At 74.4% G+C, this 13850-nt stretch carries 11 protein-coding genes; 3 read left to right on the forward strand and 8 right to left on the reverse strand.

The window, feature by feature from the left end; genetic code table 11:
* Positions 1 to 115: 115 nt before the first annotated feature.
* The 4 genes from WME95_RS04665 to WME95_RS04680 form a co-directional block, all read right to left on the reverse strand.
* Positions 116 to 763: a tetratricopeptide repeat protein gene (locus WME95_RS04665; protein ID WP_437907193.1), complete on the reverse strand. Its 648-nt coding sequence runs from the start codon at positions 761 to 763 to the stop codon at positions 116 to 118.
* Positions 763 to 2193, reverse strand: a complete 1431-nt coding sequence (locus WME95_RS04670; protein WP_437907194.1) for a serine/threonine-protein kinase — start codon at positions 2191 to 2193, stop codon at positions 763 to 765. Before WME95_RS04670 ends, WME95_RS04665 begins: the two co-directional genes overlap by 1 nt.
* Positions 2194 to 2325: 132 nt before the next feature.
* Complete coding sequence (locus WME95_RS04675; protein WP_437907195.1) at positions 2326 to 3750, reverse strand: GDSL-type esterase/lipase family protein; 1425 nt, start codon at positions 3748 to 3750, stop codon at positions 2326 to 2328.
* Entirely contained in the window at positions 3747 to 4889 is a 1143-nt protein-coding gene (locus WME95_RS04680) for an SDR family oxidoreductase (protein ID WP_437549713.1), read from the reverse strand. Before WME95_RS04680 ends, WME95_RS04675 begins: the two co-directional genes overlap by 4 nt.
* Positions 4890 to 5051: 162 nt before the next feature.
* On the opposite strand from WME95_RS04680, the gene WME95_RS04685 reads away from it, so the two are divergent.
* The 3 genes from WME95_RS04685 to WME95_RS04695 all read left to right on the forward strand — a co-directional run bounded on the left by WME95_RS04685 (position 5052) and on the right by WME95_RS04695 (position 8978).
* Positions 5052 to 6833: a hypothetical protein gene (locus tag WME95_RS04685; protein ID WP_437907196.1), complete on the forward strand. Its 1782-nt coding sequence runs from the start codon at positions 5052 to 5054 to the stop codon at positions 6831 to 6833.
* Positions 6830 to 7762, forward strand: a complete 933-nt coding sequence (locus WME95_RS04690; protein WP_437907197.1) for a 3D domain-containing protein — start codon at positions 6830 to 6832, stop codon at positions 7760 to 7762. Before WME95_RS04685 ends, WME95_RS04690 begins: the two co-directional genes overlap by 4 nt.
* 208 nt (positions 7763 to 7970) lie before the next feature.
* Positions 7971 to 8978: a double zinc ribbon domain-containing protein gene (locus WME95_RS04695; protein ID WP_437907198.1), complete on the forward strand. Its 1008-nt coding sequence runs from the start codon at positions 7971 to 7973 to the stop codon at positions 8976 to 8978.
* A gap of 20 nt (positions 8979 to 8998) precedes the next feature.
* On the opposite strand, the gene WME95_RS04700 is transcribed toward WME95_RS04695, so the two are convergent.
* Genes WME95_RS04700 through WME95_RS04715 form a run of 4 tightly spaced genes read right to left on the reverse strand, consistent with a single transcriptional unit; the run spans position 8999 to position 13843 of the window.
* Complete coding sequence (locus WME95_RS04700; RefSeq protein ID WP_437555306.1) at positions 8999 to 9394, reverse strand: DUF4150 domain-containing protein; 396 nt, start codon at positions 9392 to 9394, stop codon at positions 8999 to 9001.
* Between the two features lie 29 nt (positions 9395 to 9423).
* Entirely contained in the window at positions 9424 to 10131 is a 708-nt protein-coding gene (locus WME95_RS04705; RefSeq protein WP_437907199.1) for a DUF3540 domain-containing protein, read from the reverse strand.
* 14 nt (positions 10132 to 10145) lie between these two features.
* Entirely contained in the window at positions 10146 to 11207 is a 1062-nt protein-coding gene (locus WME95_RS04710; RefSeq protein WP_437907200.1) for a pentapeptide repeat-containing protein, read from the reverse strand.
* A complete protein-coding gene (locus WME95_RS04715) occupies positions 11204 to 13843 on the reverse strand; it encodes a DUF2169 family type VI secretion system accessory protein (RefSeq protein WP_437907201.1) in 2640 nt (879 codons plus the stop codon). Before WME95_RS04715 ends, WME95_RS04710 begins: the two co-directional genes overlap by 4 nt.
* Between the last annotated feature and the right edge of the window lie 7 nt (positions 13844 to 13850).

Genomic DNA, 13850 nt, shown 5'->3' on the forward strand with positions numbered 1-13850 from the left:
CGAAGGCGCGCCACCGCTGCGCGATCATGTCCGGAGCGAGGGGCGCGGGCCCCCTCAGCTCGCACACAGGCGCTGGGGTGTGGGGAGCTCGGTGTGGGGCGCCGGCTCGGCGAGCTCAGGGGCGCGAGACGCTGGACACGCGGAGCGCACCGGGGTGAACGGTCAGCGTCACGAACCTGGTTCGGCGCTCGTGGCTCGAGAAGGCGCTCGCGGCGACGGGGATCCCGTGCCGGAGCGCCACGGCGACGTGGGGGCCCGGATCGACCCGGATTGCCCGCGACGGCTTCGTCACCTCGCCGTCGAGCAGCAGCGTCACGCCGTCGGTCGCGCCGGCGAGGTTCAGCACGATCCTCGGCATCCGTCCCTCGAGGTCCTCGAGGCGCGCGTCGATCTCGGCGAGCACCCCCGGCGACGCCTTCCGCGCGTCCGCGTCCGCGTCCGCGATCGCACGCGCGTTGTGGTATGTCCGCTCGGCCGTGCGCAGCCGGCCGAGCCGCTCGTGACAGAGGCCGATGTGGTACGTCACGTTCGCCGTCGGCCGCCGGCGGGCGATCGACTCGAACCTGTCCAGCGCGTCGGCCCAGCGCCCCGCGATCTCGAGCGTCAGCCCCTGCGCAAACTGGAGCCTCAGCGCGCGCGTCACGCTGTCGTCCTGCGCATGCAGCCAGGAGGGCGAGAGCAGCGCCCAGCAAACGAGCCCGAGCGCGGCGGCGCGCCGCCAGCGGCGTCGGCGAGGAGCGGTGATCGGTGCGGCGCTGGTCATCAGAACCCGGGGCTCGTGATGCGGGGTCGAGATGGCCCGCGCGGCGCTTGCCCGCGCGGGGGCTTGTCCTCGTAGGCCGACGAGACGTCGTCGCTGCCCGGGTCCCTCGAGGCGCGCTCGGGCGAGCCCGGCGCGCCGCCGCGGCTCGCCGCGTCCCGTGGCCGCGCGTCGCCGCGCGTCGCCTCGGGGGCGCTGGCGCTGCGCCGCCAGGCGGCGCCGCCGTCGGCGAAGGCCGTGGCCAGCACGGGGCGGAGGCTCTCGCGCGCCGCGCTCTCGGGCCCCGCGTCCGCCTGCTCCCGCAGCGCGGCCGAGCCGAGCGCCGCCGCGAGCGCCGCGGCGCCCGCGAGCCGGATCGCCAGGATCGTCCTCGCGCGGCGCGCCGCGCCCTGCGGGGCGGCGGCCCCCTGCGTGCGCCCGATCGTCGTCGCCTCCCGCCATCGAGGCGCCCGTGGCGCCCGGGTCCAGAGCCGCTCGAGGGCGCGAACGGCGAGCCTCGGGGGCGCGGCGAGCGCGCCGCGGGCTCGCGTCACCTCCTCGGCCCGCGAGCGAGAGGCCGGCGGCGAGAGGATCACGATCGGCGCGGGCGCGCTCGCGCCGAGATCGTCGAGCGCGGCCTTCAGATCCGCGCGCAGCGAGGCCGCGTCCGGGTAGCGCCGCGCCGGGTCCTTCTCGAGACACCGGCCGGTGATCTTCCGGAGGCGCGGCGGGATCGAGCTCGGCAGCGGCGCGGGCTCGGTCTCGAGGATGCGCCGGAGGACCGCGTGGTGGTTGCCTCCCGTGAACGGCTGCGCGCCGCTGAGCGCCTCGTAGAGCATGACGCCGACCGCCCAGAGATCGGCGCGCGCGTCGATGGTGCGCTTGCCGAGCGCCTGCTCCGGGCTCATGTACGAGGGCGTCCCGAGCAGCTGTCCGTCGATGGTGATGGCGTCGCCCGCGCCCGTGAGCTGGCTGATGCCGAAGTCGACGATCTTCGGCACGATCCCCTCGCCGGGGACCGCCGCCATCATGATGTTCTCCGGCTTGATGTCGCGGTGCACGACGCCCTCGGCGTGGGCGGCCGAGAGCCCGCAGCACACCTCGATGAGGACGGGCACCACCTCCTCGGGCGGCAGCGGCCGGTTCGGCTGGAGGCGGTCAGCGAACGGCGAGCCCCGCAGGAGCTCGAGGGCCAGGAACAGGTAGCCCTCGTCCTGGAGCTCGCCGGCGTCGACGACGCCGACGATGTTCCGGTGCTGGAACTTGCCGATGATCTTCGCCTCCCGGATGAAGCGCCCGACGACCTGCTCGTCCCGGAGCGCCGGGGACAGCTTGAGCGCCACGTCCCGGCCGATGAGCTCATGGCGCGCCCACCACACGCTCGACATCCCACCCGCGCCGATCTGCCGGATCAGCCGGAAGCGACCTCCTGCAACGTCCCCGGCATGAAGCATGTGCCCCCTTCGCCCATCGCGCGTGAGAAGCCTTCACGCCGATCGAGCAAAGACAGCGGAAAGCACGAGCAAGGCCACCGGGCCGGCCGCCAGCCGTCGGCGTCGAACCGACCCCAACGCCGGCGACGCTCGTCAGGGGCGATAGCGCTCCAGGATGTCGTTCGAGAGCTTCACGCCGAGCTCCTGATAGCCGCGGAAGGTCAGGTGGACGCCGTCGCGCGACGCGCGCGGCGGGCGCTCGCGGTACCAGGCCTCGATCGAGCCCCTCCCGCCCATCGCCTGGTACGTGTCCCAGAACGCGCAGCCGCCCTCCCGCGCGGCGTCGCGCAGGACGTCTCGGACGACGGGCGTGCGCTCCGGCGTGTCCCTCCGGTCCGTCGGCGCGAGCACCAGGCAGTCGACGTCGGGCTCCACCCTGCGGGCGCGGGCGAGCAGCTCGGCCAGCTGCTTCGCGTAGAGGGACGGATCCGTTGTGACGTCGCCCGCCTCGTTCGTGCCGTACCCGAGCACGACGAGCTCCGGCGAGCGCCGCGCGAGCTCGGCGGCCCAGGCGAGCTCGCTCCACCGGAGCGGCGTCGCCAGGCGGGCGCCGTTGATGCCGAGCGTGTCGAGCACCACCCCGGCCCCGGCCTCCGGATCGCGCTCGACGACCAGCCCGCAGAGCTCGGCCCCGCCCGAGGGCGCGACGCCGAGCTTCACCGCGCCCACGCTCGCCAGCCGCGTGTGCTGCAGCGCGCCGGGCGCCTCGCCCGCGGCCGCGCGGAGCACCTCGCTCGGGCCGCCCTTGATCGTCACCGCGACCTCGTCGGTCGGCGCGCTCGGGCGGAAGCACACGTCCCAGAGCAGCCGCGCGGAAGGCGCCGCCGAGGTGAGCGAGATCTCCGCGCGCACCGGGGCCGCCTGCGCGCCGAAGAGGATGCCCCCGAGCCCGAAGACGCCGTCGTCGGCCGGCGTGGAGCCGCCCGGAGACTTCGGGCGGGTCCGCCACTTGCCGTCGGCCGTGAGCCGCGCGCCGTTGTGGCGGTAGGCGGCGTAGCCGAGGTGCACGAAGCCGAGCCCGCCGTCGCCGAAGCGCCGCTGCAGCGCGGCCCGGACCGCGCCGCTCCAGAAGTCCGCCGCGGCGTGCGAGTCGCCGAGCCATGCGATGCGCACGTGATCCCGGCGGCGACCCTGCTCGAGCGCGCGGAGCGCCGCGAAGAAGTGGGCGTAAGCCCCGTCCTCGGGGCGCAGCAGATCCAGCTCTGGCGGGCGCGCCGGCGCGGCCTCCGCGGGGCTCGGCGCGGCTGTCTTCGGGGCGGGGGCCTCTGCGGGGCGCGGCGGGGGCGAAGGCGCGGGCGGCGCGGATCCCACCTCGGGCGCCGGCGGCGCCACGTGCTCGCGCGTCGCGCTGCAGCCGAGCGCCTCGGCCGCGAGCAGCGCCGCGAGCAGCGCCGCGAGGGCGCGCCGCGACGCGGCGGAGAGGGGCCGCGCCGGCGCTCGCCGCCGCGGGGCGCGGCAGGACGCCGCGCGGCGCTCCGGGATCTCCGCGCGGGCTGCGGGGCGGGCTGCGCCCCTCACGACAGCGGATCCTCGATGTCGGGCTCGGCGTCCGCGCTGACCTCGATCTCCTGGCGCTCGCGCCGCTCGCGGACGCGCTCCTGGACGGCGCCGACGAGCACGTCGACGTACGACTCGAAGGGCGGGCACGCGATCCCCGCGGCCGTGAGCACGAGATCCGCGTTCCTGGCGTCGTAGCGCACCGGGGTCATCAGCTGCTCGACGAACGCGCGCGGGCTGCGGACGAAGCGCTCGATCCCGGGCGTACGGAGCAGCGCCTTGGCGAGGTTCGACGGGATGTGACCGCGCGCGGCGCGGCGGCCGCTCGCACGCGCGATGAGATCGAAGACCCGCCGCGCCGACAGCGGGTGCGGATCGGTGACGTGGAGCGTGCGACCCGGCGCGAGGCGGTTCAGGCCGATCGCGTGCGTCGCGCGGACGACGTGATCGATCGGGACGATGTTGAGCGGCACGTCGCCGCGGCCGGGCATCGGGATCGCCATGTCGGCCGGCGCTGCCATGATGAGCAGCACCAGGAGGTACAGGCCGTCGAGCCGGTCGATCTCCCCGGTCGTCGCGTCGCCCACCACCGTGGTCGGCCGGACGACCGCCGCCGGCACGTGGCGCATCGCCCGCCGCACGAGCACCTCCGCGCGCATCCGCGTCTCCTCCACGGGGTTGCGGAACGCCTGGCCGGCCTCGAGATCGTCCTCGTACACCATCCCCGTCCGGTCCCCCGCGACGAACGCGGTCGATTGATGGACGAGGCACTGGAGCGAGGTGCAGGCGCGGGCGAGCTCGATCACCTCGGCCGTCCCGACGACGTTCACGGCGTGGGCGGTGCTCCGGTCGGCCCCGGCGTGGCCCACGTGCGCGAGGTGATGGATCCGGTCGACCTCGCGGGCCAGCTGCCGGAACTCGGCGCCCGACAGCCCGAGATCCATGGCCGCGACGTCGCCCTCGAGCAGCACGAGGCGCTCGCGGTCCGCCGCCGGGAGCGCGTCCCGCTCCGCGCTGGCCTGCGCCGACGACTTCGCGATCACGACGGCAACCACGAGCGTGCGCGGCTCCGACGCGAGGATGTGCTGCAGCATCTTCCGCGCGATGAACTTGGGGAAGCCGGTGATGAGCACCACGCTGTCGTAGCCGGGGCGAGGCATCGGCTGGAGCTTACCGCAGCGGTGCGCCTGCTCCGCAGCTTTCCGCTGAGGCCGCCTGGGACCAGCGCGGGGGTGATGGGGGCAGCTGCCACGGCGCGCGCGGCGATTTTGCAGGTTCGTGGTCGACCGCGGCGGGAAGGCGCTACCGTTCGGGTCGTGATCGTGCGATCGACCTCTGCCGTGCGCCGCGGCGCTGCGGCGCTCCTGGCCATCGCCCTCGGCCTGAGCGCGGGCGCGCTGGCCTGCAAATCGCCTGGCGCGCCGTCCGACGCCGGCGCCGCGGCCCTGAGCCCCGTGCCCGCGCCGGCGGGGCTCATCGCCGAGGCGTTCCTCCCGACGCCCGACGCCACGTGGGCCAAGGCGCGCGGCCTCATCGGCGGCTCGGCGGCGCTCCTCCCGAGCAGCGCCGGCGCCCTCGCCGCGTCGCTGCTCGGCTTGCCCATCACCGTCGCGTCCGAGATCGACGGCGGGGTGCCGGTGCTCGGCGCGGCCGTGGAGGCCGCGGACGGGGCGCGCCCGCGGGCCGCGCTCGGCATCCACGTGAAGGACGGGGGACGCTTCATCGACCAGCTCACGCGAGGCGAGGGGGCGCGCTTCCGCGCGAAGCCCGACGCGGCGACCGCGATCGCGCTGCTCGAGCCGCTCCAGCTCCAGGGCGCGAGCCCGGTGGCCCTCGGCGTCCTCGGCAACTACCTGCTCGTCGCGGAGACGCCGGGCGACCTGATCTCCCTGGGCCCCTACGTCGCGCGGACGATGCCGCAAGCGCAGGTGCCGAAGGAGGATCTCGCGGTCGAGCTCCCGAGGGCCGCGCTCGAGGGCCCGGTGCTCAAGGCGGCCCGGAGCGCCTGGGACAAAGCGCGCGGGCCCGACGGCGCGCCGCGCGCCACCGCGGTGCCGCTCGGTCCGATGATCGAGGGCGCGCTCGCGATGCTCGGCGATCTCGAGCGAGCGCGCCTCACGCTGGTGCTGGACGAGAACGCGCACCTGCGCGTCTCCGGAACGCCGAAGGCAGGGGGCGGCCCGGCGTCGAAGGCGTCGGCCGATCTCGCCGTCGGCGACGTGAAGCCGCTGCTCGATCTGCCCGCCGACGCGCTCGTCGGGATCCTCGTCCGCGATCGGGCCGCGACGCGCGCCGAGAACGTGCCCAGGCTCGTCGACGCCCTCGCTGGGCTCGTCGAGGGCGACCTCCCGGCCGCGGAGCGGGAGCGGGTCGGCGCCGCGATCCGCGCGGCGTCGGACGCGCGCGGCGACTGGTTCGCCGGCGGGCTCCGCTTCGACGGCGCCGGTCCCACGGCGTTCGTGCGCGCCGCCGTGGGCGACCGGGCCAAGCTCGAGGCCTCCATCCAGGATCTCCTCGGGACCGCGGAGCTCCCGCCGTTCAAGGCCGCGCTGCAGCGCGAGGGGCTCCGGGTCTCCGCGGGCAAGGCGGCGCTTCCGCTGCTCGACGGCGACGTCCGGCGGGTGCGGTTCGAGCGGACCGCCGGGGCGAGCGCGCCCGCTGGCGCGGGAGGGGCGCCGGCGCGCAAGGGGTCGCAGGGCGGAAAGGGCGGGCCCGCCGCGCAGGGAGCGTCGCTTCCGCCGTCCTCGATCGAGCTGCTCTACCTCGTCCGCGACGACGGCCTCTTCGCGTCCGTCGGCAACGATCCGGGCGCGGGGCTCCGCAGCGTGGTCGGCGCGCTCCAGGGAGAGCGCCTCGGCGAGGTCGCCTCCATGAAGACCGCGCTGGCGCCGCTCGGCTCGGACATCGCGTTCGCGCTGGTGGTCGAGCCGCTGCGGCTCGTCGCGAGCCGCCTTGGCCAGCCGGGCGCGGGCGACTCCGCGCCCGTGGTGATCGCGGCCGGCGCCGCGCCCGAGAGCGCCGGCTCACCCGCCGTGTTCTGGGCGCGCGCCGACGTCGCCGCCGCGGCGATCCGGGAGCTCGCCCGGCTCGGAGGCGCCTTTTGACGAGCGCGGCACGCGCGCGAGCGCTCGTCCTCGGCGGGATCCATGCGCTCCTGCTCGCGCTCCCCGCGGGGTGCGCGGCCAAGGGGGGCGCGGACTGGGTCCACGACGGCTCGAGCGAGCCGCAGATCGCGCGCGGAGGCGGCGGCTGGCTCCACGAGCCCTCCCCGGACGACGGCGATCGCGACCGGCGCGCCAGCGCCGCTGTCGACGGCGCGCCGGGCGAGGCGCGCGGCGCGGCGCAGGCCGATCTGGGCGGCGCCTCGGCGCAGGGCGACCCGGTGATCCTCGTGCGCGAGCACGGCCGGCCCGCGCGCGCGGCCCCGGCGCCACAGGCGGCGCCGGGGCTCGCGCCCGGGATGTTCCGGAACACCTACTACGACTTCCCGAGCGAGGGCGAAGGGCCGAAGGATGCGGTCCTTTACGACGCTGCCTGCGCGCCGCTCTCGAGCGTCCCGCGCGCGTTCCACGACCAGGTCTGCGTCCAGGGCAGCGGCCGGCTCGCTTCGGGTGACACGGTGAGCTTCGCGCGACGCGGCTGCGCGTGCGCCGATGTCTGCCCGCGCACCGGCCAGCAGGTCTGCTTCGAGCGGCTCGATCCGCGGCGGTTCCCGTATGGCCGCGGCGCGACCGGGCGCCCGATCACGCCGCTGCGCACGGTCGCGGTCGACTCGAGCGTCATTCCGCTCGGCACGTCCCTGTTCGTGCCCGAGCTCGTCGGGCTGCCGCTCCCCGGTGGGGGCCGACACGACGGGTGCTTCGTCGCCGAGGATCGCGGCATCAAGGTCGTCGGACGGCAAATCGACGTCTTCACGGGCGATCCCGCGGTCACAGCGCGTCTCAACGCGCTCTTTCCGTCGAACCGCGGCGTGCGCCCCGTGCTCGACGACGCGCGCTGCCGCGCGCTCGTGGGCCCTGCCGGGCCGTCCTAGCGCCGCGTACCAGCGGTCCCGCCAGGGATCTCCGGGAGCGGATTCGAGCACGCCGTGGACCTCGCGCAGCGTGCGCACCTTCGCCAGCGCCTCTGCGTACGGATCGTGTCCGTGTTCGTCCTGCACTTCAGGGCGGCGACCGTGTCCGGCCGGCTTGCGCGCTCGCGGCGTCGCGGCCCACGCAGAACCGTTCGTGTACACTCGCCGCATGGCCACGTGCCCGTTTTGCAAGACCCGATACAGCGGAGGGGCGCTGCTGTGCCGCAACTGCGGCCGGCCGGTCCCGCCAGCGGATATCGCGGAGGAGGCGGGGATCGCGGAGGCGGCTATTGCGGAGCTGGCGCTCGGACCCGGCGATCCGACGCCGAACGTCGCCGCGAATGCGCTGCGCATCTGCCCCCGGTGCGGGCGCGTCGTGCCGACGCGCCACAAGGCATGCAGCGTGTGCCGTGACGACCCGTCCGCACCTGTCGAGGTGGTGCGGCGCGTCGACGATGCGTACTGGGGCCATGTCGCCTTCGCGTGGGCGTGCGCGGGCTGCTCCAGCCGCGTGCCGCTCGCCTCGCTCGCGGACGACGGCCGCGCGGTGTGCCCGACGTGTGGCCACACGCAGGAGCTCTCCGCCCTGCTCTGGCGCACCGCGCTCCGGCACGCGCATGCGGTCGCCGACATGGCTGGCCCCGACCCCGAGGGCGGCGCGGTCGGCCGGCCGCCGATCGCGCCCCTCAACCCCTTCAAAGAGGTCGGCATCGAGCGCGCCGACGCCCCCGGCGAGCGGCTCCGGCCCGACGACGACACGCCCGCCAACCTCGTCGCCGGCCCCGGCCACCCGATCTGCGCGTGCGGCGCGCTCGTCGAACCCCGGTGGCGCGGCGGCGGCTACACGTGCACGTGCGGCGTGAGCCATTCGGGCGAGGTGCCCGCGCTCGTCCGGCGCGCGATGCCGCGCGGCGTGGTCGCGCTCCTCGTTGACCGGGACCGGCCACGCGCGCCCCGTGGCGCCGCCGTGATCGCGCTCGAGTGCCCCCGCTGCCATGCGCCGCTCGACGCGCCCGAAGGGGTGCGCCGTGTGACGTGCAAGTACTGCGGCGGGTCGGCCGCGATCGTCGACCCCGCGGTGCCCGCGCCCTCGCCGTCCCCTGTGCCGCGGCTATGGGTCCTGTTCCGGGGCCCGTCCGGCGCGCGCACCGACCTCGAGGCGAGGGCCGGGAGATGAGGCGCGGCGCCGCGCCCACGTCACGGCGACAGCACGATGGTGTTCGTCACGCTGGGCACGATCTTGGCGCCGAACGCGTCCGTGCTGTTCTGCATCGATAGGCTCGTGAGCCGGGTGACTGGCGCGCAGCCGACGATGACGGTGAAGGCTCCGGTCAGGTTCCGCTGCGGCGCCATCACCGTTCCCGAGGCCACGCCCAACGCGACGCCGGCGTTGTCACCGTTGGTCATCGGCGCGATCGTCGTCATGTTGTGAGCGGGCGCGCAGGTGATGAGCACGTTCGGCACGAAGGCGATGTTCGTCGGCTCGAGCGCGATGTTGGGATAGGGGATGGGCACCGGTCCCGCTGGGGTCGGGGTCAAGCACACGTCGGGAAACGCGAAATTCATCCCACCCGCCTGCGTCTTTGCCAGCATCGCGTCCTCCATTCATCCCATCGAACCGTTCAACCAATCTTGACCTGCTCGCCATCGAGCTTCGCGAGCACCCGCGCGGAGACGATGGTGTTCTCACCGCGCATCGCGGCGAGGTTCTCGGCGCGCAGGTCGTAGTTGCCCACGCGCGCCTGCTCGATGTCGGTCACGAAGCGGAACGCCTGCTTCGCCCGCTGGAGCACGCGCGAGGCGCGCGACTCGACGCGCTCGGCGAACAACGTCGCCTTCTCCGCGAAGCTCGCCTCGACGGAGCGGCCGAGGACCTTCAGCTCCTCGATCATGACGCTCGCGGACCTCGCGCGCATGAGGAGCGAGGCGCCGCTGATGGCGATCTCCCCGCCGGCTTGCAGCTCGAGGGAGCCGTCCGCGACCACGCGGGTCGGCCCGGCGCCGGCGCTCTCGAGCACGGCCAGCACGTACACGGCGTCGGCGGAGACCGAGCACAGGACCCGGTCGCCCGGCGTGACGGCGACGAGGCAGCTCTTGGCCCGCCGCGCGGGACGGGGACCGCCGTCGAGCTGGACGGCGAGCTCGCCGCCGTCCAGCGCGGTGCCGTAGGCGAGCGCTGGCGGGCCGGCGCTGAAGCCGGCTCTGCCGGCGTCACCTCGGGGCTCGGGCGTCGGGCGCGCGTCGAGGTCGACGAGCTGCTCGAGCGAGGGACGCTCCTCGTACGGGGCGATCTCGTGCAGTTCCTGTCTCTTGGCGTTCGTCGCGTGCATGCCTTGCCTCGGGATCAGCGGGCCGTCCGATCGGCCCCGTGGCGCGCCTTCCAGTCCTCCAGCGCGGCGACCTCGGCGTCGTCGCCGAGCCAGTCGCCGCCCGGGATGACCGCGCCGTCGCGCGCCGCGCGGTGCAGCTTCGTGCGAAACATCGAAGCCCTGCTGAAGTCGGCGCCGTTCAGCTGGCAATGGGAGAAGTCGGCGTAGCTGAGCGTCGCGCCGACGAAGCGCGCGCCCGGAAACGCCCCTTTCGCCAGGTAAGCCTCCGTCAGGTCGACGTCCGCGAAGTCCGCGCCGGGCAGGTTCGCGCGCTCGAAGATGGCGTTCTGGAGCTTCGCGCGCGTGAACTTGACCTTGGCGCCGCGCGCCTGGCCGAACAGCGCTTGGGTCAGCACGGCCGCCGAGAAGTCGCAGCCCCCGATGTCGACGGCCGTGAAGTTGCACTGGGTCGCGTCGCACCCGGCGAAGCTCGAGCCGGCCACGCTGCCGCGCATGAACTGCGTTCGGAAGAGCTTCGTGCCCGCGAAGGAGCGGGCTCCGAGGTTCGACTCGACGAACGTGGTGAGCGTGAGATTGGCGCCGTCGAGCAGCGCCGTCGCGAGGTCCAGCTTGTAGTACGTCCCGCGGTCGAGGTTGGCGCGCCGGAAGTCCGTGCGGTCGAGGCCGCACTCGAGCACGTTGGCGCGGTCGAGGTTGGCTCCTTCGAACGAGCTGCCCGAGAGCACGCAGTTCGTCCAGGTGGCGAGCGGCGCCTCGCACCCGGCGAAGCTCGCCCGAGGCGCCGGCGACTCGACGAAGGTCGCGCAGATCAGCTTCGCGCCCGAGAAGCTGACGCCGTCGAGCTTGCTGCGGAAGACCGTCGCCATGTGCAGGTCGCTGCCCGAGAGGTCGCACGCGGACAGGTCGCACTCGTTGAGGCTCGCCTCCTTGAGCTGCGCGCCGGCCATCCGCGCGGGGAAGCGCACGCGGTCGAAGACGCCGCCGGAGATGTCGGCGCCCGAGAGGTCGAGGCCCGAGATGTCCCCCTGGACCACCGTGCCGTGGCGGATGGCGTCGATGAGCTGGTCGCGGTTCACGGCGCGGGCCTCGTTGCCCCTTGGTCGAAGCGAGTGAACTTCACGACGGCGTCGGTGAAGCGCGTGTCGCGGTCCCCGATGGCGCGGCTGAAGTCCGCGCGTGTGAGCTGGGCGCCGGTGAAATCAGCGCCGGCCAGCCTGGACTTCGACAGGATCGCCTCGGTCAGGTTCACGCCGCGCAGCGACGCGCCGTCGAGCCGCGCCCGGATCAGCAGCGCGCTGCTCAGGATCGCCCGATCGAAGGTGGCCGCGCTGGCGTCGCACTCCGACAGATCGGCCATCACCATCCTGGCGGCGACGAACTTCGCGCCGGGCAGCGCGGTCGTCCGCAGGCAGCACTTCTCCATCACGGCGTCGGTGAAGTCGGCGCGCGGGAGCTCGCTCTTGTGACCGATCACCGCCTCGCTCATGCGGGCACGAACGAAGCGGGCCTCCTCCCCCTTGCAGGTGACGAAGCAGGCGCGCTGGAGATCGGCGCCCGAGAAGTCCACACGATCGAGCTGGCACTCGATGAACGTCGTCTGCACGAGGTGCGCGGCCGTGACGTTCGATCCCGTGAAATCGGCCCGGAGGAAGGTGCACTGGTCGAGCCGGGCTCCCGCGAGGTCCACGCCGATCCACCTCGTCTCGAGCACGTCGGCGCCCGTGAGCGTGGCGCGGGCGAAGCTCGCGCCCTCCACGCGCGCGCCCATCAGGACGGCCTGCGACAGATCGGCGCCCTCGAAGGAGGCCCTCTCGAGGTTCGCGGCGCCGAGGTTGGCGCCGACGAGCCGCGTGCCTTTGAGGCGCGCGCCGCGCAGGTCGGCCCGGGTGAGCACGGCGCCTTCGAAGATGGCGCCCGAGAGGTCGGCGTCGCGCAGATCGGCGCCCTCGAGGAACGCCCGCGAGAAGTCCATGCCGGTGAGGTCCATCCCGCGGAAATCCGCGCCGGTGAGGTCGCGGTCCGCGAGGGGCTCGCCTGCGTCCCGCGCCACCTGGATCAACGCGCGCGCGATCTCCACCGCCTCCTCCGTCATCGGTGGAGCCGCGGGCGCGAGGTGGGCTGTTTGCTGGTACCCGGTGCGCGTCAGCGCCTCGAGCCGGAGGAGCTCCTCGTGAAACGCGCGGCTCGCGAGCTTCGCCTCGAGCTCGAGGTCCGGCTCGCCGGCCGCCCGCGCGACCCTCGCGAGCTCGGCTTGCTGTCGGAGGTGCGCCTCCGCGCGGAACGTCGGTGGACCGCCGGTGAGCTCGCCTTGCTCCGCGGCCGGGTCGAACCCGGCGGCGCCCATCGCTGCCCGGTGCTCCGCCTTCAGGTCCTCCGCGGCCTTCTTCGCCTTCTCCTCCTCCTCGGCCACCTGCGCTTCGATCGTGAGGAGGTACTGCGCCATGGCGTCGAGGTCGTCCGTCGGCGGGAGCGCGACGGCCGGGAGCGGCTCGGCGAGGCCGTACAGCGCCGGATCGATCCCCTGCGCCTCGCACTCGGCCACGCGCTCCTGGCGCCGGCGCTCGGCGCCGCGCCGCTCGTTCTGCATCGCGATCAGGTCCGGCCTTAGCCACTGGCCTATCGGCCCGAGGTCCATGTTGGCGACCACGCCGGACGCGCGCGCGGGCATGAGGTCGCTGTCGCTCAGATCGTTCAGCGACCCCTTGTCCTTGTCGAGCCTGCGCACGAGGGCCTGCTGGTAGTGCTCGATGGGCCGGGGCGCGGCGGGCTCCTCGCACGCGACGACGAGGTGGACGATGTCGCGCGCATCGTCGTCGGCGACGAGCCTCCAGCCGTGCAGGATCAGGGCGCCGATCCCGGCCGTGGGGAAGAGCCAGACCGTGTCGCAGCGAAGGCCGATCTCGACGAAGCGCTCGCCGTCCGCCGTTCGATGGGTCACGAACGCCCGCGCCACGAGGCCCGGCAGCTCTCCCTCGATCCGGGGGCTCGACGGGTTCATGTTCTCCACCAGGAAGCGCTCGTCGCCCCGCCAGAAACCGGGGAGCCACTGGTCCTCGGGCGCAGCGTTGTACACGGTGGGGTCGTGGTCGGGGGGCAGGCCCGGCGCGTACTTTTCGACGTAGTCGCGCCCGAAGGTCCCAGCCCGCGCGCGCCGCGGCGCGAAGCTCATGTCCATCGGCGCGAAGGACTCGGGCTGGCCGCTGTTCGAGCCGAGGAGGCCGCCGAGCGGCTCGATGTTGGGCAGCGGTCGCACGCGCTTGCCGTCGCGCTCGATGTCCTCCGCGCCGATGCCGTAGGGGTTCCGCGGATAGTCCTTGCCGCCGTAGGCGTGCGCCCAGTCGACGGGCATCTCCGCGAAGGGCTTCGGCTCCGTGGCGAAGCCGAACTGGCGGTGGCGATCGCCCATCACCATGAGCTTCTTGTCGATCGCGCCCACCTTTGCCCGGACGTACGACGCCGTCAGGGGCCGGCCGCCGGGGGTGCAGCAGCGTCCGGCGACGAGCAGCTCCCCGCGAGCCTTGGAGATCCCCTCGTCGAGCACGGCGATCCCGAGATCGCGGGTGACCGCCGGCCAGAACGCGAGCTCGTCGAGGAGCGCCCGCGGGCGGTCCAGGGGGAAGCCGATGATCGCGGCGACGTGGAACTGGGGTCTCCGCAGGTGCTCGATCACGCGCGTCAGGATCGGGATCTTGAGTGGCTTGCAGACCTTCACCGGCCAG

The organism is Sorangium sp. So ce327 (assembly GCF_051530205.1).
Taxonomy (GTDB): Bacteria; Myxococcota_A; Polyangia; order Polyangiales; family Polyangiaceae; genus Sorangium; species Sorangium cellulosum_B.

Coding starts and splice junctions, on each gene's coding strand:
- WME95_RS04665 (WP_437907193.1), bottom strand. CDS start 763: ATGACCAGCGCCGCACCGATCACCGCTCCTCGCCGACGCCGCTGGCGG.
- WME95_RS04670 (WP_437907194.1), bottom strand. CDS start 2,193: ATGCTTCATGCCGGGGACGTTGCAGGAGGTCGCTTCCGGCTGATCCGG.
- WME95_RS04680 (WP_437549713.1), bottom strand. CDS start 4,889: ATGCCTCGCCCCGGCTACGACAGCGTGGTGCTCATCACCGGCTTCCCC.
- WME95_RS04695 (WP_437907198.1), top strand. CDS start 7,971: ATGGCCACGTGCCCGTTTTGCAAGACCCGATACAGCGGAGGGGCGCTG.
- WME95_RS04700 (WP_437555306.1), bottom strand. CDS start 9,394: ATGCTGGCAAAGACGCAGGCGGGTGGGATGAATTTCGCGTTTCCCGAC.
- WME95_RS04705 (WP_437907199.1), bottom strand. CDS start 10,131: ATGCACGCGACGAACGCCAAGAGACAGGAACTGCACGAGATCGCCCCG.